Origin of the sequence: Thioalkalivibrio sp. HK1, from assembly GCA_000583135.1 — a bacterium.
Taxonomy (GTDB): Bacteria; Pseudomonadota; Gammaproteobacteria; order HK1; family HK1; genus HK1.
This window is the reverse complement of the sequence record JFBG01000045.1, coordinates 1-24,778: the sequence shown is the minus strand read 5'-3', so window position 1 is coordinate 24,778 and position 24,778 is coordinate 1. Positions and strand designations below refer to the sequence as shown.

Below are 24,778 nucleotides of genomic sequence, written 5' to 3'. Positions count from 1 at the left end.
CTATCACCATCCGAAGGCGCGATCGATACCGGCCATCTTGACTCCGGTGAATGCCGAGGCCTCGAAGCTCAAAGCTCGCAGATCCTCCGCTTCGAGGTTATGCACCGAGGATTTGCCGCAGGCTTTGGCCAAAGCGGTGATTTCCATCGTCATCGCGGTGAGGAAGCGGGCGATCCTTTCGGCCCCGGCGCGCGGATCCATGCGCGCCTCCAACTCCGGATCTTGGGTGGCCACACCGACCGGGCACAGCCCGGTGTGGCAGTGATGGCAGGCCCCGGGGGCCGTTCCCAACTTCGTATAGTCCTCGATATAGCGCGGCGAATTGCAGCCCAGGGCGATCATCGCGGCGTTGCCGATCATCACCGCATCGGCCCCGAGCGCGAGGCATTTCGCGGCATCGACCCCGGATCGAATGCCGCCGGCGGCCACCAGATCGACCTTGCCGCTCAAGCCGCATTCGTCCAAGGCCTCTCTGGCGGCGCGAATCGCCGATATTGTGGGAATCCCCGTATGGTCAAGCAACAGTTCGGGGGAGGCGCCGGTGCCGCCCTCGGCTCCGTCCACCACCACCACATCGGCTCCGGCCTTGGCCGCGATCGCCACGTCGAAGCGCGGGCGGGTGGCTCCCATCTTGATGAAGATCGGCACCTGATAATTCGTGGCGATGCGCAGCTCCTCGATTTTGATCGCCAGATCGTCGGCGCCGAGGAAATCCGGGTGGCGGATGGTCGATCGCTGATCGACGCCTTCGGGCAAGGTGCGCATCCGGCTCACTCGAGGGCTCACCTTCATGCCCAGCAACAAGCCGCCGGTTCCGGGTTTGGCTCCTTGGCCGACCACGATCTCGATGCCGTCGGCGCGGCGCAGGTGGTCCAGATCCACTCCGTAGCGAGCCGGCGACATCTGGTAGACCAAAGCGGCGGAGGCTGCACGCTCCTCTTCGAGCATCCCGCCCTCGCCGGTGCAGGTCATGGTGCCGACCTTGGACGCCCCGTAGCCCAAAGAGGCCTTGGCCGAGGCCGAAAGCGCTCCGAAGGACATGGATGCGATATAGACCGGGATCTTCAGCTCGATGGGTTTTTCCACCATCCCCCGACCGCCCCCGAGTACGGTGAGGGTATCGCAGCGTTCCCGATATCCCTCCAAGGGGAGCCGGGTCATCGTCGCCGGTACGAAGGTCAGATCGTCGAAGGTCGGTAGTCGGCGGTTGAAGCTGTTATAGCCCCGCACTTGGTAGCGGCCCAGCTGGGCCAGGGCGTGCACTTCCGAGATCGCCTCCGGGGTCCAGCGGGCCGACCCGCCTTTATGGTAGGAAGCGGGGATCCCGGCCGGACGATCTTCCCTCGCCCCGGTGTCTTGAAAGCGTATTTCCTCTTCCGATGGGAGTTCGAAGGGAAATTCCCGATCCCGCCCTTTCAGATCATCAGCCATGCGCTTGCATCCCTGCTCTCGAAATGCCAAAGGCGCCGTTTCGAAACCATCCGCCGCCAGCTGCGGGATCGATCGGCGAGCCCCAAGGGTTCCAAAATCGCATCCACCTCGATGATTTCCTCTTCGCTCGGCTGCGCGATATCGACATCCACGCCCAGACTCTCGATCTCCCCCGCCACCCAGACCTCGCCGGCCCAAAGGGCGTCGGCGCAAGAAGCCCCGGCTCCGCCCAGGGCGATGATCCGCCCGCTATGGGCCATGAAGCCCGATTGATAGCCGATCTTGCCCTCGACCACGATCGTGCCCCCTTTCATCGCCACCCCGACCCGGGGGCCGGCATCGCCTCGAACGTGAATGGTGCCGCCGATCATCGCCGCTCCGCAGGACATGCCGGCGTAGCCACCGATGGTGATATTGCCTTTGGCCATGCCCTCGCCGACGGCCCAGCCGCAGTTGCGCTCGATGGCGATGGTCGCCCCGGTATTGAGCCCCCCGCAGTAGTAGCCGACCGAACCCTCGAAGACGATATCGGCCCCGTCGGGCAATCCGATTCCCAAGTTATGACGCGAGAGGGTATCGACCACCCGCACCTTGAGCCCCGCGCGGCAGGCCTGTTGGATCTCCTCGTTGATGGTGCGAACGGGGCGTTGCCCGACTTCGATGACGACCTCGCTCATGCCGCCATGCTCCGGTTGCCGACCGGCCACAGGCCGGTGATGCCGGGGCCGTCGATGTTGAGAACATCGCATTCATCGGCATGGATGCGGCGCAGCGCCTGCTCCTCGGTGGCGGCGGCGAGATCCCCGTTGCGATCGATGACCACCAAGGGTTTCATCGCGAATCGATCCTTGGCGAAACCGATCCCCTCGCCGGTGGCGATCATGAAGGTGAATACCCCGTCGATGGCGGTGACGGATTTCGCCAGGGCTTGCGCAAGGTCCAGCCCCTTTTTCATCTGATCCGATATCCACACCGCGATCAGTTCGCTGTCGTTCTCGGTCATGAAACGATATCCCTCGCGCATCAATCGATCCCGCTTGCTGAAATAGTCGGTGATCTGGCCGTTATGAACGATCGCTACATCGGGGAAGGGGCGCGCCCAAAAGGGGTGGCTGGCGTCGGGTCGGACCGAGCTTTCGGTGGCCAAGCGGGCGTGCCCGAGGCCGTGGGTGCCGAGCAGATCCCGGATGCCGTGTTTTTCCGCCACCTCCTCGGCATCCCCGACATCCTTGATGATTTCCAGCGACCGGCCGCACGATTGGATCTCGATGCGATCGCTTAGCGTGTCGGCATCTCGTACCCAAGCGGATAAGTCATCGGGTTCCCCGATCTCGACCCGGAAGCAGTAGTGGGGATTGTTATCCTCGATGATATCGGGGTCGGCGGAAAAATCCGTGCCGTGGCTTTTGAGCGTATCTTGAACAGCGGCGATATCCCGGTCGATGCGGGATCGATCGAAGCCCATTCCCCGCAGAACGAATCCGTCATCGCGCGCAATGCCGTAGATGGCGAATCCCGTGCTGTCGGACCCCCGATGGGCTTGGGCGTCCATCAGGTCGACGAGGTCGCTTCCGACCCTTCCGGGGGCGTTCAAGATGCGTCCGGCGATGCCGCACATAATCGACACTCCTATATTCGTTCGGCGCTTCGGCGGGTCTTTGAATCTCGGATCTTACGAAACCGGATCATCGATCCTTCGAAGCCCGGTGATATTACTAAAACTCCATGGCCTGCTCGGCGGGCTTCGAAACCCGAGCGATGCCATGTCGCCCGCCCGATCCGGATCGATGAGGGGCAATTGCTCTATCATGCCCGATCATCGAGTGCGATTCGATATCGGGATCGATCCTCGACGAAGTCCCTCGCTTTGCGGTGTCGTGCGATCCGTCGACGATATCGCCTTGTCGACGATCACCTAAGTCTCGTCAATGATCGCCGAGCTCTTTCGACACTCAGCATTTTCGACGGTCTTTTATCTTGAACAGGAGGAAGTCAAAGGTGTCCAATTTTCCGGTGTCCAATTTTCGCAAGGTCCTGATCGCTCCGCTTTTTACGATCATCGCTGCGGGCTTTTCCGTTTCGGCGCCGGCCGCCGAATGCATCGCCCCCGCCAACCCCGGCGGCGGCTGGGATTTCACCTGTCGCCAAATCGGGAAGATCCTTCACGATATCGGTCAGGTCGACGATCCGGTGCAGGTGACCAATATGGCGGGCGGCGGCGGGGGGCTGGCTTTCAGCCATGTCGTCAACGAGCGCAAGGACGATAGCGATCTGATCGTCGCCGCCTCTCAGGCAACCGCCACCCGCTTGGCACAAAATGCCTACGCGGGCATGACCGCCGATCAAGTCCGCTTCGTGGGGGCGATCGGGGCCGATCCCGGGGTGATCATCGTGGCCAAGGACAGCCCCTTCCAATCGCTGAACGATATGGTTGCGGCCATCGAATCCGATCCCGGTTCCGTGGCCTTTGCCGGGGGTTCGGCGGCCGGTGGTTTCGACCACCTCAAGGTGTTGATGATCCTCAAAGAAGCCGGTTTCACCGATATCGGGAAGATCAAATATATCGGGGTCGATGGCGGCGGGGATGCCATCACCCAGACCATCGGCGGCTTCACCCAAGCGATGACCGGCGATATCTCGGAAGCGGTGGGCTTTTTGAAATCCGGTGAGGTGCGGGCCTTGGCGGTTCTGACCGAGGAGCGGATCGAGGGTTTCGAGGATATCCCGACGGCCCGCGAACAAGGGATCGACGTGGTCGCCGTCAACTGGCGCGGTCTTTACGTTCCCAAAGGAATCTCCGATGCGGATTTCGAAGCCTGGGGCCGGCGTTTGCAAGCGGTCGCCGACAGCATGGCTTGGAAGGAGGCGATGAAGGCCAACGGCTTGGCGCCCTTCACCAAGGTCGGCAGTGATTTCCAGACTTGGGTCGATGGGGTGATCGCCGATACCGAGGCATTGAGTCGCGAGATCGGCGTGATTCAGTGAAATCGATGCCCCGGCTCGGGGATCGTCTCTTCGGGCTGATCGTCTGTGCGGGAGCGCTCGCCTATGCGGTGAGCGCTCTTCATATCAAGGTCGGCTTCATGAGCGATCCGGTCGGGTCGAAAACCTTCCCCTTGATCGTGGCGGGGATCGCAGGTTTATGCGGTCTGATCATGATCGTGCGCCCCGACGACGATCCCGCATGGCCCAAGGGCTCGTCGATATTGTCGTTGGGGATCTGCATCGCCACCCTCATCGGCTATGCGTTGGCCTTGAAGCCCGGGGGGTTTTTATTGCCGACGGCGATCGCCTCGGGCATATTGAGCTGGCAAATCCTCCCCGACCGCCGCTTGGCTCTCATCATCGGTACGCTGCTCTCTTCGGGTTTGTTCCTGATTTTCAAATATCTCTTGGGATTGAGTCTTTTCGCCTTCCCGAGATGGATTCTCCTTTAGTTTTTTCGCTTATCGGCCGATGGAACTCATCGACAATCTCGCCTTGGGCTTTGCCATCGCCTTGAGCCCCTACACGCTCATGCTGGCGGTGATCGGCTGTTTTTTGGGAACGATGATCGGAGCCCTGCCCGGTTTGGGACCGGCCAACGGGGTGGCGATCTTGATCCCCATCACCTTTTCCTTGGGGTTGGATGCCACCGCCGCCCTGGTATTGCTGACCTCGGTCTATTACGGTGCGATGTACGGCGGTCGTATCAGCTCGATCCTGCTCAATATTCCAGGAGACGAGCCCGCGATGATGACGACCCTGGATGGCTATCCGATGGCGAAGAGCGGACGCGCGGGCGATGCCTTGGTGATTTCCGGTTTCGCCAGCTTCGTCGGTACTTTTTTCGCCACCGTCGCCTTGGCCTTGGTCGCTCCCTTGCTCGCCCGGATCGCCTATCTCTTCGGCCCTGCGGAATACTTCGCCTTATACCTTCTCGCCTTCGCCACCTTGGGGGGGCTGGCATCGAAAAACCAAGCCAAGGCGGCGTTCGCTTCGATGACCGGTCTTGGCATCGCGATGATCGGACTCGATAACGCCACCGGTTTGCCGCGTTTCACCGGCGGCAACCTCCATCTTTTCGACGGTATCGATTTTCTGGTCGCGATCGTCGGTCTTTTCGCGCTCTCGGAGGTCTTTCTCTTCATCGAAAGCGGCGGCCGCAACACCGCCATCGGCATCAAGCTGGGGAAGATCACGATCCCCTGGCGCGATATCGTCGCCACCAGATGGACCCTTCTTCGTTCCTCGGTGGTGGGTTTCGTCGCCGGGGTTCTGCCCGGTGCGGGGGCATCCCTCGGCTCGTTCTTGACCTATATGATGGAAAAATCCATCGCCGGGAAAAAAGGCGCTTTCGGCAGCGGCGTCGCAAAGGGCGTGGCCGCTCCGGAAGCGGGCAACAACTCCGCCGCCGGGGGAGCGTTGGTTCCCATGCTGACCTTGGGGGTCCCCGGATCCGGGACCACGGCGGTATTGCTGGCGCTGTTGATGACCCTCAATATCACCCCGGGGCCGACTCTTTTCGCCGACCGTCCGGAAGTCGTCTGGGGGTTGATCGCCTCGCTGATGATTGCCAACTTCGTCCTGCTGGCGATGAACGTTCCGATGGTGCGCATCTTCGTGCGCGTTCTTTCCGTTCCCCCGGCGGTGCTCTTGCCGGGGGTGACGATGGTCTCCTTCGTCGGGATCTATTCTCTCTCCGGCAGCTATTTCGACCTCGTGCTGATGATCGCCTTCGGGATCATGGGTTATGTTTTCCGCAAACTTTCGATCCCCACCGTCCCCGTCATCCTCGGCATCCTCTTGGGGAATCAGATGGAGGACAACCTGAGGCGGGCGATGATCCTCTCCGATGGCGATTGGACCTTCCTGTTCTCGACCCCGATCGCCGTCGGCCTGTGGATTTTCGCGGTGGCGGGATTCACCGCCCCCTTCTTTTTGCGGCGACTGATTCGCACCCCCAAGGGGATATCGTGATCTGCGCGATATCTTCGAGCGACGGCCGGCCATGACCCGGATTTTGGTTCCCGGCGGCGCCTTGGGTTTGGGCTACGACCGGGCGGCCCTTGCCCGGGGGGTCGAGGCCGCCCCCGATATCATCGCCATCGACGGCGGATCGACCGATAGCGGCCCCGCCTATCTCGGCGGCGGTCGCTCGAAATACTCCCGCGCCTCCACCGCCGCCGAATGGGCGGAGCTGTTGGCGGCGAGGGAGCGGGCGCAATGCCCGCTGGTGATCGGCACCGCCGGAACCTGCGGCACCGACGGCATGGTCGATCAGCTGTTCGATATCACTTGCGAGATCCTCGGGCAAAGAGGGCAAGGGGCCCGCATCGCAAGGCTCTATTGCAGCCAAAGCGCGCAAAGGGTCTCCAAGGCTTTTGCCGAGGATCGTCTCTTGGCGCTTTCCCCGGCGATCGAGATCGACGAGGAAAGCATCGCCGCCTGCGAGCATATCGTCGCCCTTGCGGGGGTCGAGCAGGTGGGAGCGGCGCTGGCCGGCGGAGCCGATATCGTGATTGCGGGCCGGACCACCGATACCGCGGTCATCGCCGCCTTGCCGCTGATGCGCGGGGATTCACCGGGGGCTTGTTGGCATGCGGCCAAGATCGCCGAGTGCGGAGCGCTGTGCTCGACCCGTCCCGGGAGCGGGGTGGTCATGGTCGAAATCGACGATAGCGGTTTCACCGTTCGCCCCATGGCTGCGGATACGCGTTGTACCGTGCGCACGGTCTTCGCTCACATGCTCTACGAGAACGCCGATCCGTGGCGATTGGTGGAGCCCGGCGGTATCCTGGATGTCAGCGCCGCCGAATACCGGGCGATCTCCGAGGGGGCGGTGCGGGTGCAAGGGGCGATCTGGCGACCGACCTCGCCTTATACCGTCAAATTGGAGGGGGCTCGGATCGTCGGTTTTCAAACGATCGTCCTGGTGATCGTCCGCGATCCCCGTTATGTCGAGGGGATCGATCGGTGGTGCGCCTCGATCCTCGAAAAACACCGACAAGAGGTATTGGCTCGCACCGATGCAAGCATCGAGGATTTCGATGTGCAACTGCGACGGGTCGGCTTGGATGCGGCCTTGGGGGATATCGAGATCGGATCCGATGCGAAGGATACGACGAGCCCGAGGCCTCGACCTTGCGAGATCGGGGTGATGGCGATCGTCACCGCCGCCACCCAAGACCTTGCCACCGATATCGCTCGTATGCTCAATCCCTTGCTTTTACACCATCCCTTGAATCGGAAGGAGGAGATGCCCACCTTCTCCTTCCCCTTTTCCCCGGCGGAGATCGAGCGCGGGACCGCTTTCGAATTCGTTTTCAATCATGCGATGGCCCTCGATGATCCCATGGAGGCCTTTCGCTTGGAGATGGATGATGTCGACGCTCGGTGAGGTGGCGTATGTGCGCTCGAAGAATGCCGGGCCCTTTTGGATCACCGTCGATATTTTCTCGCAAGACGCCAAAGACCATGCCTTGCTTTGCCGCCGCTTGCGCACCGAGGCCGTCGCTCGTGTGATGCGCCTTTCGCCCGAGGAGATCCGGCGCTTCGAGATCGACGGGCTTCATGTCATCAAATTCTCTTTTCGGCGCCCCCAAGTGCAAGGAGCGATCGATGATCGGGATATGCACGGGGCGGCTTGCGCTTGTCGATTGGCCGAGATCCCGCTCGACTGAATTGTCGGTTGTCTTAGTGTTGTCGTGTTGTCTCAGCTGCCCCATTTCCTGCGATCGCCCGTCGGGGCGATGCCCACATGCGCTAAGTGGAGCGAACCCGACCGTCGGGTTCGGCGACATCCAAGGGATCGAAAAGCGTCGGGTGATCGAGAGCCTGCGGGAGAACCTGCGGATCGATTCCGCTTTCGGCCTCAGTTCAGCAAACCTGCGCTTCGCATCGCGCTTTCGATGCGATCTTTGGTCGCCGGGTCGGGTTCGACCAAGGGCAAGCGGATATCGGGCGCGCACTTGTCGAGTAGGCTTGCGGCGTATTTGACCGGTCCGGGGCTCGTTTGCGCGAAAAGCGCATCGTGCAGGGGCATCAGGCGCTGCTGCACCGCAAGGCTCCCCGCCACATCCCCCGAAGCCCAGGACTCGTGCATCTGCGCGCAAAGACGGGGGGCGACATTGGCGGTGACCGAGATGCAGCCATGACCGCCTTCGACCAGCAGCGCCAGCACCGCGGCATCCTCACCGGAGAGCTGCACGAAATCCTCGCCGCAAGCGATGCGAGTTTCCAAAGGCCGGGTGGCGCTGTTCGAGGCATCCTTGACCCCGACGATATTCGAAAGGCGCGCGCATCGTTGCATGGTCGCAACGCTCATATCGACCACCGAACGCCCCGGAATGTTGTAGATCAGCAAGGGGATATCGACGGCGTCGTTGATGGCCTCGAAATGACGATAGAGCCCTTCTTGGGTGGGTTTGTTGTAGTAGGGGGTGACCACCAAAGCGCCGTCGGCTCCGCATTCCTTCGCATGGCGAGTCAGGCTGATGGCCTCCGAGGTCGAGTTGGAGCCGGTTCCGGCGATGACCGGCACCCTCCCGGCGGCGACCTCGACGCAAAGACGGGTCAGGCGCTCGTGTTCCGGATGGCTCAAGGTGGGGGATTCGCCGGTGGTGCCGCAAGGGACGAGTCCGTGGGTGCCTTCGGCGATCTGCCATTCGATCAGGTCGCCGAAGGCGCGTTCGTCGATCCCGCCCCGATCGAAAGGAGTGATCAATGCAACGAAAGAGCCTTTGAACATCGTGTTGATCTCCGGTGTTGACCGACCGTTTCGATCCGGCCCGATTTCCTTGGCGAATGATGCCAGAGATCGAGCGAAGATTCATCGGACTTTCGAGGATCGGTTTTTCGAACATCGAGATCCCGAAGGGCGGGGCCAGGTGGATTTCGATGCCCCCTTCGAAAGATGGCCGATAAGGTGAGGTCGATGCCTTCGAAAGAATACGATGCCGTGGTGATCGGGGCCGGGCTGGTCGGGGCCGCGATCGCCTACGGGCTCGTGCGTATCGGACTTCGGGTGGCGGTATTGGACGAAGGCGATAGCGTCCATCGCCCGAGTCACGGCAACTTCGGGCTGGTATGGGTGCAAGGCAAAGGGGTCGGGCGACCGGAATACGCCCGCTGGACGCTCGAATCATCCGAGCGCTGGTTCGATCTGAATGCCTCGTTGGTGGAGGACTGCGGGGTGGATCCGGGATATCGCCGCCCCGGCGGGATCACGCCGGCGCTTTCCGAAGACGAGCTTTGCGCCTTGAAAACGATGCTCGAGCGGGTGCGAAGCGAATCTGCGGCTGCGGATTTCGAGTTCGAGATCCTCGACGATGCGCGTATCCGCACCCTTCTTCCCGCCTGCGGCCCCGAAGTGGTCGGCGGCGCCTGGACCGCCTACGACGGGCATGTCGATCCCTTGCGCTTGCTGCGCGCCCTGCACGCATCGCTCGACCTTCATGGGGCGAGGGTGCGCAGTCAAACCAAGGTGCGGGCCATCGTCCCCTTGCCCGGCGGGGGCTTCGAGATCGCCGTGGCGAGCGGACCGAGCGCATCGAGCGAAGATCTCGCCGGATACGATCCCCCGAAGGGATCGAGCCTCGACGGGGGCGAAACGAATAAGAGACTGCAAGCGCAAAGGGTGGTGATCGCCGCCGGGCACGGATCGAAGGCGCTGGGATCGATGGTCGGGATCGAGGTGCCGGTATCCCCCGAGCACGGACAGATCCTCGTGACCGAGCGCACCGCTTCGATATTGGAATATCCCACGCTATCGGTGCGCCAAAGCGACGAAGGCTCCATCCTCTTGGGAGGATCGAAAGAAGATCGCGGTTTTGATATCTCGGCCCCGGTGCGCACCTCTGCCGAGATCGCCGCTCGCTCCCTGCGCATTTTTCCGCAGATCGCCAAGTTGCGAATCGTGCGTAGCTGGGGAGCGTTGCGGGTCATGACGCCGGATGGATTTCCGATCTACGCCGCCTCCGATGAATACGCAGGGGCCTTCGCGGTTGCCTGTCATAGCGGAGTCACCCTTGCGGCGAACCATGTATGGCAAACGAGTCGGTGGATCGAACGAGGAACCATTCCACCCGAAATGGCTTGTTTTTCTCCCCGTCGATTCGAATCCCCTTCAAGCGATGTTTCGAAGATTGCCTGATTTCCCCGCCGGCCCCTCGCTGACCATCGACTTCGAGGGCGAGGCGTTGCCCGCTCGCGCCGGGGAGAGCGTTGCGGCGGCGTTGCTCGCAGCAAAGGTGGCGGTTTTTCGCGCAACCCCGGTCCATGCCGCCCCCCGCGCTCCTTGGTGCATGATCGGCGAATGCCACGAGTGTCTGCTTGAAATCGATGGCGAGCCGAATCGGCGCTCGTGCATGGTCCAAGTGCGAAACGGAATGAAGGTGCGCCGTCGACAAGGGCCATGAGGGGCCGATAGGATGGGGCGAGATGTCCTCGCTGAGGCGTAGCGCGGATTCGTTCGACGATGACGGGGTCTTGCGGCGCTCGATCGAATCCCCGCTTGGCCCCTGCCTGCGATGGGAGCGAGCAGGCAGCCCTTCGAAGGGCGCACCTTGTCCGGGCGGCCCCGCCGGGGGGCATTCCGATCGAACGACCTATCCGTTATGGAAGCGTTCGGCTTGAAATGGAAAGACATCGATATCGAGTGCGGATCCGGTGATCATCGAGGCGATGATTTGCCCGGTCATCGGGCCTGCGATCATTCCGGTATGGCCATGCCCGAAGGCGAGCCAGAGATTCTCGTGGGAAGGCGAGGGGCCGATGACCGGCAGCCCATCCGGCGTGCTCGGACGCCGCCCCCTCCAGCTGCGAAAGCCTTCGAGCGATAGATTCGGATACATCCGCTTCGCAAGGCGGGCGATGACCTCGATGCGGCGTGGATTGTCCGGTGAATCCGCCCCGGAAAACTCGGCCATGCCCGCAAAGCGCAGTCCCGGATCCATCGGATTGGCGACGAGTTTGTATTCCCCGTCCATGACCGTATGCGAGATGCGAACCTTAGGTTCGGGACAGGTGATGTGGTAGCCGTTTTCGCTATCCAAGGGGATCGATAGCCCGATCGACAGCCCGATCCTCTTGGAAAAAATCCCCGCCGAGAGCACGAATCCCTCTCCCTCGATGCATCGATCCCCGTCCCCGACCGAGACGCTGCGGATGCGCCCGGAATCGCCTTGAATCGCGCGCACCTCGGCGTGGACGAATCGCCCGCCGATATCGACGAAGCGACGGGCGAGGGCTTGCACCAGACGACCGGGATCGGTGGTTCGTCCTTGGTCTCGAATCAGCATCGCCTGCGTGTAATGCGATGAGAGATCGGGCTCCATCTCGGCGAGGGTCCTTCGATCGATCCGCTCGAAATCGATCCCGTGGGCCCGGCGCAGATCCCACTCTTTAAAACCCTCGTCGATGCTCCTTTTCGAGCGGTACACCTGCAAGTGTTCGACGGGGACGGTGAGATCGGGCACCCCGGCCCGTCGCGCCAGCCGGGCGTGAAGCTCGAGGGTGCGGGCGTGGAGGGCGGCCAAAGCGGCGGTGCCTGAGCGCTGCCGGCGGTCGTTGCCGGCGCGGAGGAAGCGGATCAGCCACGGCAGGAGGGTCGGCAGATAGGACCATCGGATAGCGAGCGGACCATCCCGATTCAGCAGCCAACCAGGTACCTTTTTCAACATTCCGGGCGCCGGGAGCGGAACCAATGAGGCCGAGGAGAGCATCCCGGCGTTGCCGAAAGAGGCGGCACCTTCGGCGCCCGGCTCTTGCCGATCGATCAATACCGTCGACACCCCGCGTTCTTGCAGCTCGAGGGCGCAGCACACTCCGACGATCCCGGCTCCGATCACCACGACTTTTTCGGGGGGTGAATCGTTCATGGACTTTCGACTCGTATCCAAGTCCTAGGGCACGACCACGATATTCCCGACGTGGTCTTTTGCGATGAACGCCGCCTGCGCCTCGTGGAAATCACCAAGCGCGAAAGTTGCGGCGAGGAGCGGACGGACTTCCCCCTTCTCGATATGGCGCACGACATCGGCGAAATGCTCCGGCGGAGGAACGGTCGCCCCCAGGAACTCGAGGTCGCGCAAGTAGAGGGTTCGAAGATCGAACTCCACGATGGGCCCGGCGATGGCTCCGGAGCAGACATAGCGCCCGCCCGGAGCCAGTGCATCGACCAGCGCGGGGAAATCCGAACCCCCCACCACATCGGCCACGACGGATACCGACGATTCGCCGATGGCATCGCGCAGAGCGCGTGCAAGATCGCCAAGAGGTCGCGCCAGCGTCGCCCGGGCTCCGACGGATGCGACCCTCGACATCTTGGCTTGGCTGCATATCGCGATCGCCTTGGCCCCGCGACGATTGACCAGCTGGATCAACGCCGAGCCGACCCCGCCGGACGCTCCGGTGATCAATACCGTATCGCCTTGCGCCACACGCGCCCGTTCGAGCATGTTCTCGGCGGTCGTGCAAACCGTGGGAAAGGTGGCGAGCTCGGCATCCGTCAGATCCGATCGCACCGGATGCGCATTGCGATGGTCGACGACCATGAACTCGGCGTAGCCGCCATCGCGCTCGCTGCCGAGATAGCCGCAGCCGGTGCGCCGGTGCGGATCGGACCAGTCTCGCAGCCAAGGGTCGATCAGCACCCGTTGTCCGTGCAAGGCGGCATCGACTCCCTCCCCGATCGCCTCGACCGTGCCGACGACATCCGCCCCTTGGATACGAGGAAAAGCGAGCGCTCCCCCCCAAGCGCCATCGGCCTTTTTCGCATCCGGATCCCGGGTTGCATCGGATGCGGTCGGTCCTTTCACCGACTTCGAATACCATCCCGAGCGAGTGTTGACATCGGTATTGTTGAGTCCGCAGGCACCCACCCGCACCCGCACCTCGCCGAGGGATGGTTCGGGTTTCGGCCAGTCATCGCGTATCTCCAGCCGGTCGGGGCCGCCGTGTCCGGTCAGGATCATTGCCCGCATGGTCGTTGCGCTCATAATGGTTGGAGCCTCCGTGGTCGCTGATAAAAATCGTCGTTTCAAGCATCGAGCGAAAGATGCGTGCAAAATGTCGCAAGCCTTGGCCCTCGCTCGCTTTTGGCCGGTGCCGTACTCGATATGATCTGCAAAGAGGTTTTTTCGGGTGCTTCGGACTCGGATGGTCGACGATTCGCGAAAAGCCCGCAGGCAAGTGCGCCGCGGTCGATTCCCCTCGGATCTTCGGGGACGAGAATTTCTCGGGCTCCTCGGGGTGTCGGGTCATTATCCCCAAAGTCAGATGGCCGCGCGAGCCAAGGGGATTCGGTTTTCTTGCGGATTACCCGATCCATCCATCGCGGCTTGCGCGTTTTCTTGGCTCTTGAAAGAAGATCATCGTCGTCCTCGGGCTTTTGTTTTAACCTCGTTTTGCGCTATCATGCAACGGCGACAAGTGCATCGTCGAGCGTGCCGGCAAATGTCCGAGGCATCGAATCGCTTTCGAGTTGCGCCGAACGGGATGTCGATTCGGCTCGAGGTCGGGGGATTGCGAGAGATCGACAAGGGTTGCCGGCATCGAAAATTCCCTCTGCGATCGGGGATCCGAAAGACGTCCAAGGCATGACGTCGAAGGCGTAATGAGTGACTTCCCGACGCGAAAACGAGTCCCTTGGCCAAGGGAATCATCGAAGCGATGATTCGCCCTTTGGCCGAGGTGCTGTGGTATGATTACGATATCTTGCGCATGTCACACGCCGTACTTGGGTCGGATGATCTCCCCCAAGTTCTGCTCGCTTGATTTTCGCTTCGGATTATAGGGACGGGACCCATGCTCATCATGAAATTGTCCATAGCCATCCGCTTTCATCTCGCTTCATACGGGAAGGCTGCTCTTTCGATCTCTTCGGGGCTCCTGCAAAAATGCTGCAAGAGAATTCTTTTCGGCGCGAGATGGGGCAACCCCCTCCCGATAAGAGCGAGCGCAGGGAGGGCGACGAGTGGTGGTATCGGCGAGGGGTTTCGGTATTCGGCGATATTGCTGGCGGGATGTTCCGCCTTGGGTATGCAAGGCGCTCTGGCTCACACGACTATCCCCCAAGGCAAGGTGGGTGAGCAACATCGTCCCGGGGCCTCCCAGCATCTTATGACGATTACCGCCACATTGACCTCGGGGAACAACGGCGGCGGGCCGCATGGGGGGCCGTCTATGTACATATCGAATATCCATTACGACGGGACGAATAAAAACGACAAGACCCCTCACAAGACTTGTGAGATCACCGTCGGTGCCAACAGATCCGCCACGGATCCCAAGATCGACGGTATCAAATTCTTCTACATGTCCGACTTTCGAGAGGGTCAGTTTACTCGGTTGCGGGGTGTGAGGTACCGTCGCACCCCATCCACGACGGATGGGGACAATGTATTCGAAGCATGGTCCGATCGTGATGGGAAGGCGATTTGGGGAATGTCGACCACCCGAACCCATATGACTTTCAGGTTGGACGAGAATCATGGTTTCGAAAGGGGCGATAAATTTCATATCGTGTGCAAGAACGGCAGTACGACGATCGTCAGCTACAATGATATAGATATCAGGACTATGCATTATGACCTTCCGAAAGGTTTCTCTCTGCACTGGGTAAAAGACCAATTAATCGAAAGAGTATTGTTCCCGGGCGTTCCTGTAGAAAACCAAGGTCATTACATGGCACCCAATGCCGATTTCCCTAGGGGCGTGACCTCCCAAACCAAACCCGGCGACGAGGACTTTCTCAAAAATCATGTAGTTATATTCGATGATTCGAGAGCGCCGCATGTGACGAGCAAGCTTCAAGTTTTTCATGTCTGGGACGCCAATGTACAATGGTCCCTAAATGCTCTTCGCAGGAGCCCGATCCAATATGCGACCGAAAGCGTGGGAAGCGGAGCCGGTGATCACGATGTGACGAATACCTCTTTCAGCTACGACAACGATCAGCCTTCGGATTTTCTTGTCGGGTCCCGGATCACCGAGATCACCGGTCTCAACGACCACCCTAGGTCGTTTCTCGAGGGCGTGTTCACTTTTCGATTTCCCTTGACGGTGAGGGCGGAAATGGAGCGCATCGTTGACATGGCGAGGATCGCTAAAAGCCAGACGGTAGGTGGTTGGACCGATGAAGAGCTGACGGCGTTCATGGTAAAAGGAAGGGAGTACCTTGTTGAAATCTATGTCGAAGACCACCAACAACCTCGCTCGCAAAATAGACTGACCCTCACGATCGACCGGGCGACAAGCGCCGGCGTTGGCAGCTCGATGACTTCCGGTGACGGGACAGATACCATCGGATCATCGAATTCCTCGAGCACCTCGGCGCCCGTTCTCCCCGTCTACGCCGAAGTACTGAGCAATTTTGATATTCATCTAAATGCTCAAAATCGCGGGGATATGGTCCACATCGAACCCGGTCAAGATACAGTCCGTATCACAGGTTTGCATGCCAACCATTTCAGAGGTGACAGTCTGTGGCTTAGGTTCATTCCTACCCAGACCGGCAACTATCGTGTGCATCTGACACAGAATCTTAGAGGACCCGGATGGCGCAGTTATGACCTGTTCGTTTGGGGGATGTCTCCTCTCAGCGCTGCCAATTGCCCCGGGAATGCGAACGATCACTTCGAATTAGGGATTGCACCGGAAAAATTCGTCTTCGATCAGCGCATAGAAGATCGAATCTTCTATGCAAGGGAAGTATTTCCGTCCGATGGGGAAGGTATCGTCATTCAGCCGCCCATGGAAGCCCGGCCCAGATATATCCTTACCACTCGTAGAGAGATACCGAATAGCGAAAGGTTCACGGCCGATATCACCTTATCCCTTGAGGGTGCTCGTTTTCATCGCCCCATGAGGAGCGATGGCCGGGTCACCATTACGAAGAAAGATGGTCGGGTTGTCGAAGACATCAGCTTCATGCAGGTTTCCGGTGGCGATGTCGGCGATAAGGAAGTGACTTTCCGCTTCGACAACGAATTCAAGGGTAAGTTGGAGGTAGGAACTCGGATCGAGTTCGTTTTTCCGGCATTGGAGGGGGTCAATCTCTCGAAAGAGAGAGATCGCATCACGGTCACTCCTGCGGAAGTATCCGTATTGCGCGGGTCCTACCCGGAAGAACAAGAAGATAGAGACGGGATATCGATTGGCTGGATATCGACCTGTCTTAGCGAGGTTGCCGGCCGCGGCTGCGTCTATGCTCGATCCTTGGGAACCGGAAAGGTGGATCTCGGACCGGTCGATAGCAGCGGTAGGCAAAAAGGGACCGTTGCAATCGTCGATCCGAATGACTTTACCCGTTTGATACCCGGCGATGCGGTCGTCGCCTTGAATCTTCCGGGATCTCTTACCGGTAGCGGCGTCCCCGGCCAAGTGAATGCCATTCGCTTGGGCACCGTGGCGCTCGATGCGGGGATAGCGTCGAGTGCAATCAGCAACTCTTGCCTTTCCGCCTACCGTGTCGATTCCGGAATTCATCCGACCGATCAGATCGGAGAGCCACTGGTGTTGGAGTACGGAGATAACCTCAATGTCGGTCTCTCCCCCGAGCCCCTCGCCGAAGATGGCATGTTCTTGATGCGTCAGTTGGCTCAAGATGGGCAGACCCCGATCGGCCCGTATCAGCGAGTGCCGGCGGGCGGGGTGTTCTCCGTGGATATTTCGCGTCCGGAAAATCGCATGGGGAATTGGGAGTTCTTCTTCGTACCGAGCGGCAACACGGAGATGGAGTACGGCAATGCTTGGACGTTGAATGCCGGTATCGACTTCCTCTATCCCGCCTACAGCGACATTCTCTCGGAGCCGATATCCCGTTCCGTCATTCTCGATCATGAAGGGGATCTCGGTGAGCCCCAAGCCCGGGCTTATGCCATTCCTCCGCTCAGCTCCCCCGATGGCGCTTTCGTGCGTATCCGTTGCGAGGTGAGAGGGGATGAATGTCAGATTTCGATGGAATGCTCCAATCAAAGCGGCCAGAGCTGGTACGGGAATCTGCGCGAGTACATTCCAAGTGGCGGTACGGTGGTTGTCACTCCCCCGGAAATCGCTCAGGCCCTTTCCAGTACGGGCTTCGATCCCGATATTCACTGGGGCGGGGAAGTCAATGGGCGTCTATCTTGCTCCTTCTTCGCTCGTCCGGATAACAGCATCTCGATGCAGTTGTTCGTTCGCTCCGCCGGAACATTGACCAACAACACCGATGTCTACCACTCCCAATAGGGACCGATAGGGAAAAGCCCATCTTCGATAGGCGATCAGATCGCCGAAGGGTAAAAGCCCTAAATGAAAAGGCCGATCATCCGATGATGGATGGTCGGCCTTTTTTTTATTTTTCGACTGTGTTTTTCGACCGCTTATCTTCTTTCGACTCGCCATCGACCTTGTGGTTTTTCGATTAGTCTTTCGAAAAGGCGGATTGGCGGGTTGAAATCGCCTATCGGCATTCGATCGATGACGATGGGACGGGGCGTCCTTTGGTCATGTCGAGCATAAGTTGCCGGCAAAGGATTAAGGATTCGGGTGGGAAGGGGAGGAAGCGGGGTGGCAGGTCTTGGTCTTGAAGGAATGGCGAGGAAACCCCCCGTCATCGATATCGTTCCTTCGCCGATGCGCGCACCAAGCCTTCTAGCGTCGAGACATGGGGGTCGTTGATTTTCGAATCGAAAAGGGCCGCACTCAGTCGGTATAGATATTCGCGATTGGTGCCGCTTGGACCTTTGGCGTGCAGGATATCGGCGGCGATATCGGCAAGATCGGCAGCACCGAGCCATGCCGGATTGCCGATGGGCGCAATATAGGTGATAGCGCGGCAGCACCCTCCATCTTGGAGTTCAAGTGTCAGCGCTTGGCGTTCGTAGCCGTTCTTTTCGCGCAGATCGAGGCGGGAGAGAATGCCCTTCGCTTCGCCGTGGCTCACCAAGAAGGCCACGCCTTCGCAGCAGGAGGCATCGTCGGGGATCAAGGTGACCACTCTGCCCGGTTTTTTCAAAGTTCCCCGGTGATCGTGCGAACCCTGCCAGAATCTTCTTTTCCACCCTCGGGCTGACGCGATTCGCTTCTTTTCGAACTCGAAATCGGGCCGCCATATCAAAGAACCGTAAGCGAATATCCATAGCCCCTCTAAGTCTTTCGAGAGGTTTGGTATGCGATCGAGGTGTCGCCGGTCTTCTTGATCGGCGATCGAGCGCAAGGGCGATCGAAGACAATCCGAGGGATTCGAATGCCCTCGCTCTCGTTCTATCCATCGTGGTCGGCTCGTCTTTTTCATCTCACCGGGACCGCTCGATGGATGCGATAGGGTGACGAAAAGGACAAAAGGACAAAAGGACGAAGGAAGGGATGAAGGAAGGCTTGCCGGCAAGGCCTGCGATAAAGGAGTCGTCGATATTCGTTCAAAGGATCAAGTGCAAAAAAGACGAAAAGGATATCGGGGGTTATGAAGATCCTCCCCGACGGGGATTCGCCGGATCCCTATCGAATTCCCTTGTGCGGGATGGCGCTCAAAAATGCAATGTGAGATCCCGATGGTGGGCGGTGCACGAGGCCAAAAAGAGGGCTTGCTCGCGGTTCAACCGCTCTTGGGAGCGGGTGCCGAGGGTGCCTCGAATCGCATCGTGCCAGCCGCGGATTCCCTCGAAGGTCGCTTCGGTGACATCGGATCGCCATGCCTTTTGTTCGGTGAAGGACGCGATCGCCGCGCCGTATTCCTCCAAGGCGGATTGGCGATCCTGCTTGCGGTCGAGCGCCCGCCGGGCTTTGGCGAGTGCATTTTTGATATCCCGTCCTCCGGCGATTTCCCCGAAATCCTTCTCGAGCCCCCGTAGGGCGGCGACGGCATCCTCGATCGGGTCGTTCTCGATGATCCCTCGAATCCCATCGAGATCGCCTTCGAGTGCCAAGAAACGGGGGCCGGCATCGAGTATCTCGAGGGTTTGCGCCACATCTCCATAAGCCTGATCGGCGAGGCGGCGGTAGCCGTTGCGCGCTTGGGTCTGTGCCTTCATCAGTTCCCGAAACGATTTTTGTACGCCATCCCATTGTTCGGGGATTTCCCGACGCAAGGATTCGATCTCCTCGTTCGTCTCATCGAGTCGTTTTTGTAAAGACTCCCTTTGCGAGGGGGCATCGCCCGGCAGTCTTTCGATGCGAGAGGCGATCTCCTTGCCATCGCTCTCGAGGGTGCGAATGCGCTTTTCTATCCGACGCACGACGCCCAGAAGTTCTCTATAGCCCTCTTCTTCCGCCTCCACCGCACTCGCTGCGATCGTGATCTCGCCGAGTGCCGCCAAACCATTCTCCGCTTTGTCGATCGAGCCTTCCATGGATCGGGCGAGGTCGTCGGGGAGGGTGGCAAGATCGAGAGCCCGTGCTTTCACCATGGCTTCCCGGATATCCTTGTCCGAGACCGAGATCGTGTCGATGACATATTCGTCCAAGCAGAGCTGGAGGCGCGGATTGCGCGGTGGGGGAGCGGATTCCGATAGCAAAGAGGCTCGACTCGGCAGGTAGTTCACCAGCGGCGGCCATAGCCCGACGATGGCCAGAGCGACCAGCTGCAAGGTGATGAAGGCCACCACTCCCCGGTACATCGAGAGGGTCGAGAGCGTTTTGGGAACCACACCTCGAAGGTAGAAAAGAGCGAATCCGAAAGGAGGAGTGAGGAAGGATGTCTGGATATTGAGCCCGATCATCACCCCGAGCCAGACCGCGGTGATATTGGCGGAGGGGTCGGCAAGCAGGATCGGGGCCACGATAGGCACCACCACGACGGCGATCTCGATGAAATCGAGAAAGAATCCCAAAATGAAGATCACCAGCATCACGATGATGAACTGGGACCAAAATCCACCGGGCAGCGAAGTGAGGAAATCGCGTACCAGAACCTCTCCGCCGAAGGCGCGAAAGGCGGAGGTGAGCATCGCCGCCCCCAGTAGGATCACGAAGACCAAGGTGGTCGTCTTGGCGGTGTCCATCATGACATTGCCGAGGGTGTTGTCGATCTTGAAGGTCCGCACCGCCGACCAGCCGATTCCGGTCAGCAGTATCGAAGAGCCGATGGCCCCCAAGATCAGCCCGGTCATGTCCTCGGCGGTGCTCGCGGCCTTGATATTCATCGTGTAGTTGGCCAAGGCATAAGCGATGACGGCGATTCCGACCAGCGAGATCAGCGCCGGAGCGAAGACCAGCGCACTTCCGCTTTTGATTCGATATCCGGCCATGACCAAGGCCCCGACGGCCCCGATGGCTCCGGCTTGGTTGACGGTGGCGACGCCGGTGATGATCGAGCCTAAAACCAGGAAGATCAGGGTCAAAGGCGGGATCAGGATCAATAGAATCCGAAGAGCGAATTTCCGATCCAATGCCCCCTCGCGCTTGACCACCGGGGCCGAAGAGGGTTTGAGCAAGGCATATCCGAGGATATAGAGCATATAGAGACCGACGAGCACCAAGCCGGGGATCAGCGCCCCCAAGAACATCTCTCCGGCGGAGGTCGAGCTGACATCGAGGAAGGAGGGCATTTGCAGCTCCCCCGTTGCCTCTTTATGCATCGCCTTGCGGGCGGTGGATGCTTGATCGGTGGCGGAAGCGAGCTGATCGGCCAAGATGATCAGCACGATCGAAGGCGGAATGATTTGCCCCAAGGTCCCCGAAGCGGCAATGGCGCCGGTGGCCAAAGAGGGCGAGTAGCGATTGCGCAACATCGCAGGCAAGGAAATCAGCCCCATCGCCACCACCGTGGCCCCCACGATTCCCGTGGTGGCGGCCAGCAGCGCGCCGACGAAGACCACCGATATCCCCAATCCTCCGGGTACCGGGCCGAATAGCTGGGCCATGGCAACCAGAAGATCCTCGGCGATCTTCGAGCGTTGCAGCATGATGCCCATGAAGATGAACAAAGGGATGGCGATCAGCGTATCCCGTTCGACCTCCCAATAAACCCCTCGCAGGTTGAGCACCCCGGCGGAGAGCCATTCGTAGGGTCCGCCGGTGTGGAAAAAAGCCGAGGTGTCGCCGGTGAATAAATATCCGCAGATGGCGGCCAAGGAGACGGTGATGATGGCGGCCCCGGGCAGGGCGAAAGCCACCGGAAAGCCCGAGCCCAAGGCCACGGCCATGATGCCTAAGAGTATGAATAGAAAGACGAATTCCATTTTCCGTCCTTACCTCGGATCCGATCGATTCATGAAAGGGCTCGCTTTGCGTGCTCGTCAGGATCGCCGCCGGGTTCATTACCGGGTTCGTTGCCGAGGTCGGCCATCGCCGCAAGGAAGTAGCTGACGAATTGGATCAGCATGGTGGCGGCGAACAGGCCGATGAAGGCGGCCAGCTGATATTTGACGAACATGCCGGCATTTCCCGACTGAGAGACTTCGAAGGTGAGCGCCGGGGCATTGATCATCGAATTCTTTCCCGCCAATCCCACGATCAGGATGGTCCAAGCCGTCGACATGCCAAGAAAGACCGATCCCAAGGCATTGACCAGACTCTTGCGCCGCTGCGTGAGTCCTGCGAAAAAAACATCGACGCGGACATGGCCCTCCTCGTGCAGCGTATAGGCGGAGGCGAATAGAAAGAGGGCGGCGTACCAGTAACGCACCAGATCGCCCATGAAGGCCTGTTCGTAGGAAAACACGAAACGGGAGATGACGATTCCGGTCTCGGCGATGACGATCAGCAAGGCCAGCCAGTGAAATCCGGGGCTGCGCACGAACAAGGCGACGATGAATCCGATGATGAGCAGCGGGATATGGATCCAAGGTCCGACGAATGCGGACCTCCCCAAGAGTCTGGCGGCGCCCTCTCCCATCCACGCATCCACCAAGTCTTCGATGCGGATAAAGGAAATCCCGGCATCGACGATCCCGATCAGGAGCACGCTCCAAAACAGCCCGCGCACCACATAGAGGTTGAATCCGTGTATTCGGATCGAATCCTCGCGCATGGTGCGGTTCGGGGATTTAAAGACATAAACGGCGGCGAGCGCGATCGCCAAGCCATAGACCCCCAAGATCGGCAAGGAGTCGATGAATGTGACGCCCCCGGCGATCGTTGCCGCCAAAGAGGGGAGGCCGTAGCCGATATCGAGGAAGTTGTCGCTAAGGAAGGCCGCGAGCACGGCCAGCATCGACCAACCGAAAAGACGCGCTCCGAGGGCGAAAAGACCCGCCCTTGGAGGAAAAGACGACAACCCCGAGGTGGAAGAGGCGAAACCGGGCTGCATATCCCTCGCTCTCGGGGCGAAAAAGCCCAAACGGTCCGATAGGAATTCGAAAAAGGGGGAGCCCTTCATCGGCTCCCCCCTATCACCGGATGGATAGTACCGGAAGATCAGCCGATGCCGAGGATCCGGTTTCTCTGGTTGACGAAGGTGCCTTCGAGGGATGCGATCGAAGAGCCGATCTCGCGAAGCTTCGCTTGGAATTGATCGTCGATCTTCTTGGCCAAGGGCGAGTGATCGCGCACCTCTTCGAAGACTTCCGTAGCGGCGTCGGCGAATGCATCCCAGATATCATCGTTGAAGGAGCGAACTTCGATCCCTTGTTCGTCGATGAGTTTTCTAAGGTATTCGCCGTTATTGGCCATCGCCTCGTCATGGGCTGCGGCATGCTCTTCATAAGCGGCGGCGGTGATGACATGACGCTCCCACGCCGACAGCTCGCCCCACCACGAGGCGTTGATCCCCAAAGCCAAGCCGCCACCGGGCTCGTGCATGCCCCCGGTATAGTAGTACTTGGCCGCCTCGTAAAATTTCATGAAGTAGTCGTTATAAGGACCCACCCACTCCGTCGCCTCGATCGCCCCCGATACCAGGTTCTCGTAAATCTGGCTGCCCGGCAGCGAAACCGTCGATCCTCCCATCTTGGTGATCACCTGACCGCCCAAGCCGGGGATGCGCATTTTGAGGCCTTTGAAATCGTCGGGGCTCTCGATCTCCTTGTTGAACCATCCGCCGGCCTGGGTGCCGGTGGATCCCACGGGCAGTTTGACCAGACCGAACTCGCCCGAGAGTTCGTTCCACAGCTCCAACCCCCCCCCGAATTTGATCCATGCATTCCATTCTTGGGTGGTCATGCCGAAGGGAACGGAGGTGTAGTAGGCAAATCCCGGGTGTTTGCCGGTCCAGTAGTAATCGGCGCCGATATAGGCGTTGGAATTGCCCGAAGAAACCTCGTCGAAAGAGTCGAAAGCGCCGACCCGTTCGCCCGCCGCATAGTATTCGGTGGTGATGGCCCCGTTCGAAATTTCATTGACGCGCGTGGCGAAGCGCTGGGCGGAAATCCCCAAGCCCGGGAAATCCCGCGGCCAAGTGGATACGATGGTCATCGTGCGCCCGCTTTGGGCGATGGCCGGAGCGGCGATGGTGGTTGCGCCGGCTCCGAGCGCAGCCCCTTTGAGAAATTGACGACGTTTCATACAAGATTCTCCTCAGATGATCCGATTGGCGTGGTTGAACTTGTCGTTCTCGACCCGATGTCGTCGGTGCGCTTGGCACGCTCGTCGTAGTTTAAAACGAAAGCGAAAGGGGATTGTAAAGAAATTTTTCCGCGATATCCCCTCAAGGGCGAATTGCGCCACGATTGTTATAGTGGCGATCGCCCCCGTCGTCGCTCGATCCGCAGGTTTTCGCAAAATCCCCGAACAGGGTTCCAAGAGGGCCCCGTTTTTTTCAAAACCCCAAGGACAAAACCTAAGGAGACCATCGAATGAGCCTTGATAGAGATCGACGCCCGAGTCGTCTTTCACCGGTCATCCCCGAGACCGCCACGCCGCAGCAGCGGGCGATCATCGATGCCATTCTCGGCGGGGATCGAGCGCAAGATCGTTCCATGCTCGATCTGGTGGACGAGCGAGGCGGTTTGGCGGGCCCTTTCAATGCTTGGGCCCATCGCCCCGATCTGGGGGAGTTCATCCACCGTTTGGGAGAGCGTTTGCGCTATCACGGCCAACTGCCGGCGGCGGCGAGGGAGATAGCGATTTTGGCCGTGGGGGTGAAATGGATGGCCGAATTCGAATGGTGGGCCCATGCCCGTGTCGCTCGTCGCGAGGGGGTGGACGAAGGGGTGTTGAATGCCATCCTCGCCGGTGAGCGGCCATCGCTTCCCGATCCGATCGAGCGGCTGGCGTACGACATCGCGGTGGATCTTTTGCACCGCGGGAGGATCGAGCGGCGTGCTTACGAGGAGGCTTTGGAGCGCATCGGCGAGAGCGGTCTGGTCGAGCTCGTCGTCCTCGTCGGTTTTTACTGCACGGTCTGTTTCGCTTTGAATGCCTTCGAGGTGCCCTTGCCGCCGGGCGAGGAGCCGGTCTTCGGAGATCGATGATTCTTCGATGGATGAAACGACAAGGGTGAAACGAC

At 59.9% G+C, this 24,778-nt stretch carries 19 protein-coding genes; 9 read left to right on the top strand and 10 right to left on the bottom strand.

Annotation, left to right across the window (positions count from 1 at the left end; all coding sequences use genetic code 11):
• Window positions 1-3: 3 nt before the first annotated feature.
• Genes BF99_RS0112145 through BF99_RS0112135 form a run of 3 tightly spaced genes read right to left on the bottom strand, consistent with a single transcriptional unit; the run spans window position 4 to window position 3,049 of the window.
• Window positions 4-1,431 (bottom strand): FMN-binding glutamate synthase family protein, encoded by a 1,428-nt coding sequence (locus BF99_RS0112145; RefSeq protein WP_081759249.1) that lies wholly within the window; start codon window positions 1,429-1,431, stop codon window positions 4-6.
• Complete coding sequence (locus BF99_RS0112140; RefSeq protein ID WP_197019128.1) at window positions 1,416-2,108, bottom strand: hypothetical protein; 693 nt, start codon at window positions 2,106-2,108, stop codon at window positions 1,416-1,418. Before BF99_RS0112140 ends, BF99_RS0112145 begins: the two co-directional genes overlap by 16 nt.
• A complete protein-coding gene (locus BF99_RS0112135; protein ID WP_025771065.1) occupies window positions 2,105-3,049 on the bottom strand; it encodes a class II glutamine amidotransferase in 945 nt (314 codons plus the stop codon). The genes BF99_RS0112140 and BF99_RS0112135 overlap by 4 nt, the downstream gene beginning before the upstream one ends.
• A 380-nt stretch (window positions 3,050-3,429) precedes the next feature.
• On the opposite strand from BF99_RS0112135, the gene BF99_RS0112120 reads away from it, so the two are divergent.
• The 5 genes from BF99_RS0112120 to BF99_RS0112100 are packed head-to-tail and all read left to right on the top strand — an operon-like array spanning window position 3,430 to window position 8,093.
• On the top strand, window positions 3,430-4,416 hold the full coding sequence (locus tag BF99_RS0112120; protein ID WP_025771064.1) for a Bug family tripartite tricarboxylate transporter substrate binding protein: 987 nt from the start codon (window positions 3,430-3,432) through the stop codon (window positions 4,414-4,416).
• 5 nt (window positions 4,417-4,421) lie between these two features.
• Entirely contained in the window at window positions 4,422-4,868 is a 447-nt protein-coding gene (locus tag BF99_RS0112115; RefSeq protein WP_038098236.1) for a tripartite tricarboxylate transporter TctB family protein, read from the top strand.
• Between the two features lie 19 nt (window positions 4,869-4,887).
• Complete coding sequence (locus tag BF99_RS0112110; protein WP_025771062.1) at window positions 4,888-6,390, top strand: tripartite tricarboxylate transporter permease; 1,503 nt, start codon at window positions 4,888-4,890, stop codon at window positions 6,388-6,390.
• 31 nt (window positions 6,391-6,421) lie between these two features.
• Window positions 6,422-7,810, top strand: coding sequence for an acyclic terpene utilization AtuA family protein (locus BF99_RS0112105; protein ID WP_025771061.1), 1,389 nt, complete (start codon window positions 6,422-6,424; stop codon window positions 7,808-7,810).
• The gene (locus BF99_RS0112100) at window positions 7,794-8,093 is read left to right on the top strand and encodes a DUF4387 family protein (protein WP_025771060.1); all 300 of its coding nucleotides are present in this window, start codon (window positions 7,794-7,796) and stop codon (window positions 8,091-8,093) included. The genes BF99_RS0112105 and BF99_RS0112100 overlap by 17 nt, the downstream gene beginning before the upstream one ends.
• Window positions 8,094-8,284: 191 nt before the next feature.
• Here BF99_RS0112100 and dapA read toward each other — a convergent pair whose 3' ends face one another.
• Window positions 8,285-9,160, bottom strand: coding sequence for a 4-hydroxy-tetrahydrodipicolinate synthase (dapA, locus tag BF99_RS0112095; RefSeq protein ID WP_025771059.1), 876 nt, complete (start codon window positions 9,158-9,160; stop codon window positions 8,285-8,287).
• Between the two features lie 186 nt (window positions 9,161-9,346).
• Between dapA and BF99_RS0112085 the strand changes: the two genes are divergently transcribed.
• Complete coding sequence (locus BF99_RS0112085) at window positions 9,347-10,564, top strand: NAD(P)/FAD-dependent oxidoreductase (RefSeq protein ID WP_038098234.1); 1,218 nt, start codon at window positions 9,347-9,349, stop codon at window positions 10,562-10,564.
• Complete coding sequence (locus tag BF99_RS0112080) at window positions 10,557-10,829, top strand: (2Fe-2S)-binding protein (protein ID WP_197019127.1); 273 nt, start codon at window positions 10,557-10,559, stop codon at window positions 10,827-10,829. Before BF99_RS0112085 ends, BF99_RS0112080 begins: the two co-directional genes overlap by 8 nt.
• Before the next feature lie 189 nt (window positions 10,830-11,018).
• Here the strand turns inward: BF99_RS0112080 and BF99_RS0112075 are convergent, their stop codons facing one another.
• Together BF99_RS0112075 and BF99_RS0112070 are read right to left on the bottom strand one after the other, a co-directional pair.
• Entirely contained in the window at window positions 11,019-12,290 is a 1,272-nt protein-coding gene (locus BF99_RS0112075) for an NAD(P)/FAD-dependent oxidoreductase (RefSeq protein ID WP_025771055.1), read from the bottom strand.
• A 24-nt stretch (window positions 12,291-12,314) separates the two neighbouring features.
• Entirely contained in the window at window positions 12,315-13,409 is a 1,095-nt protein-coding gene (locus BF99_RS0112070; RefSeq protein ID WP_038098228.1) for an alcohol dehydrogenase family protein, read from the bottom strand.
• 1,897 nt (window positions 13,410-15,306) lie between these two features.
• On the opposite strand from BF99_RS0112070, the gene BF99_RS0112055 reads away from it, so the two are divergent.
• Complete coding sequence (locus tag BF99_RS0112055; RefSeq protein ID WP_197019126.1) at window positions 15,307-17,640, top strand: hypothetical protein; 2,334 nt, start codon at window positions 15,307-15,309, stop codon at window positions 17,638-17,640.
• Window positions 17,641-18,004: 364 nt separating this feature from the next.
• Here BF99_RS0112055 and BF99_RS0112045 read toward each other — a convergent pair whose 3' ends face one another.
• The 4 genes from BF99_RS0112045 to BF99_RS0112025 all read right to left on the bottom strand — a co-directional run bounded on the left by BF99_RS0112045 (window position 18,005) and on the right by BF99_RS0112025 (window position 23,835).
• Window positions 18,005-18,688, bottom strand: a complete 684-nt coding sequence (locus BF99_RS0112045; RefSeq protein WP_025771051.1) for a gamma-glutamylcyclotransferase — start codon at window positions 18,686-18,688, stop codon at window positions 18,005-18,007.
• Window positions 18,689-18,920: 232 nt separating this feature from the next.
• Window positions 18,921-21,572 (bottom strand): TRAP transporter large permease, encoded by a 2,652-nt coding sequence (locus BF99_RS0112035; protein WP_025771050.1) that lies wholly within the window; start codon window positions 21,570-21,572, stop codon window positions 18,921-18,923.
• 29 nt (window positions 21,573-21,601) lie between these two features.
• Entirely contained in the window at window positions 21,602-22,711 is a 1,110-nt protein-coding gene (locus BF99_RS0112030) for a TRAP transporter small permease subunit (protein WP_197019124.1), read from the bottom strand.
• A 38-nt stretch (window positions 22,712-22,749) separates the two neighbouring features.
• Window positions 22,750-23,835, bottom strand: coding sequence for a TRAP transporter substrate-binding protein (locus tag BF99_RS0112025; RefSeq protein ID WP_025771048.1), 1,086 nt, complete (start codon window positions 23,833-23,835; stop codon window positions 22,750-22,752).
• A 290-nt stretch (window positions 23,836-24,125) separates the two neighbouring features.
• Here BF99_RS0112025 and BF99_RS20865 point away from each other — a divergent pair, with 290 nt between their 5' ends.
• Window positions 24,126-24,743, top strand: a complete 618-nt coding sequence (locus BF99_RS20865) for a carboxymuconolactone decarboxylase family protein (protein WP_025771047.1) — start codon at window positions 24,126-24,128, stop codon at window positions 24,741-24,743.
• The last annotated feature ends 35 nt before the right edge of the window (window positions 24,744-24,778 follow it).

What these genes read in the sequence shown, in the direction of transcription:
- BF99_RS0112145 (WP_081759249.1), bottom strand. Translation starts at nt 1,431, where the DNA reads ATGGCTGATGATCTGAAAGGGCGGGATCGGGAATTTCCCTTCGAACTC.
- BF99_RS0112140 (WP_197019128.1), bottom strand. Translation starts at nt 2,108, where the DNA reads ATGAGCGAGGTCGTCATCGAAGTCGGGCAACGCCCCGTTCGCACCATC.
- BF99_RS0112135 (WP_025771065.1), bottom strand. Translation starts at nt 3,049, where the DNA reads ATGTGCGGCATCGCCGGACGCATCTTGAACGCCCCCGGAAGGGTCGGA.
- BF99_RS0112115 (WP_038098236.1), top strand. Translation starts at nt 4,422, where the DNA reads ATGCCCCGGCTCGGGGATCGTCTCTTCGGGCTGATCGTCTGTGCGGGA.
- BF99_RS0112110 (WP_025771062.1), top strand. Translation starts at nt 4,888, where the DNA reads ATGGAACTCATCGACAATCTCGCCTTGGGCTTTGCCATCGCCTTGAGC.
- BF99_RS0112105 (WP_025771061.1), top strand. Translation starts at nt 6,422, where the DNA reads ATGACCCGGATTTTGGTTCCCGGCGGCGCCTTGGGTTTGGGCTACGAC.
- BF99_RS0112100 (WP_025771060.1), top strand. Translation starts at nt 7,794, where the DNA reads ATGTCGACGCTCGGTGAGGTGGCGTATGTGCGCTCGAAGAATGCCGGG.
- dapA (WP_025771059.1), bottom strand. Translation starts at nt 9,160, where the DNA reads ATGTTCAAAGGCTCTTTCGTTGCATTGATCACTCCTTTCGATCGGGGC.
- BF99_RS0112085 (WP_038098234.1), top strand. Translation starts at nt 9,347, where the DNA reads ATGCCTTCGAAAGAATACGATGCCGTGGTGATCGGGGCCGGGCTGGTC.
- BF99_RS0112075 (WP_025771055.1), bottom strand. Translation starts at nt 12,290, where the DNA reads ATGAACGATTCACCCCCCGAAAAAGTCGTGGTGATCGGAGCCGGGATC.
- BF99_RS0112070 (WP_038098228.1), bottom strand. Translation starts at nt 13,409, where the DNA reads ATGAGCGCAACGACCATGCGGGCAATGATCCTGACCGGACACGGCGGC.
- BF99_RS0112045 (WP_025771051.1), bottom strand. Translation starts at nt 18,688, where the DNA reads ATGAAAAAGACGAGCCGACCACGATGGATAGAACGAGAGCGAGGGCAT.
- BF99_RS0112035 (WP_025771050.1), bottom strand. Translation starts at nt 21,572, where the DNA reads ATGGAATTCGTCTTTCTATTCATACTCTTAGGCATCATGGCCGTGGCC.
- BF99_RS0112030 (WP_197019124.1), bottom strand. Translation starts at nt 22,711, where the DNA reads ATGAAGGGCTCCCCCTTTTTCGAATTCCTATCGGACCGTTTGGGCTTT.
- BF99_RS0112025 (WP_025771048.1), bottom strand. Translation starts at nt 23,835, where the DNA reads ATGAAACGTCGTCAATTTCTCAAAGGGGCTGCGCTCGGAGCCGGCGCA.
- BF99_RS20865 (WP_025771047.1), top strand. Translation starts at nt 24,126, where the DNA reads ATGAGCCTTGATAGAGATCGACGCCCGAGTCGTCTTTCACCGGTCATC.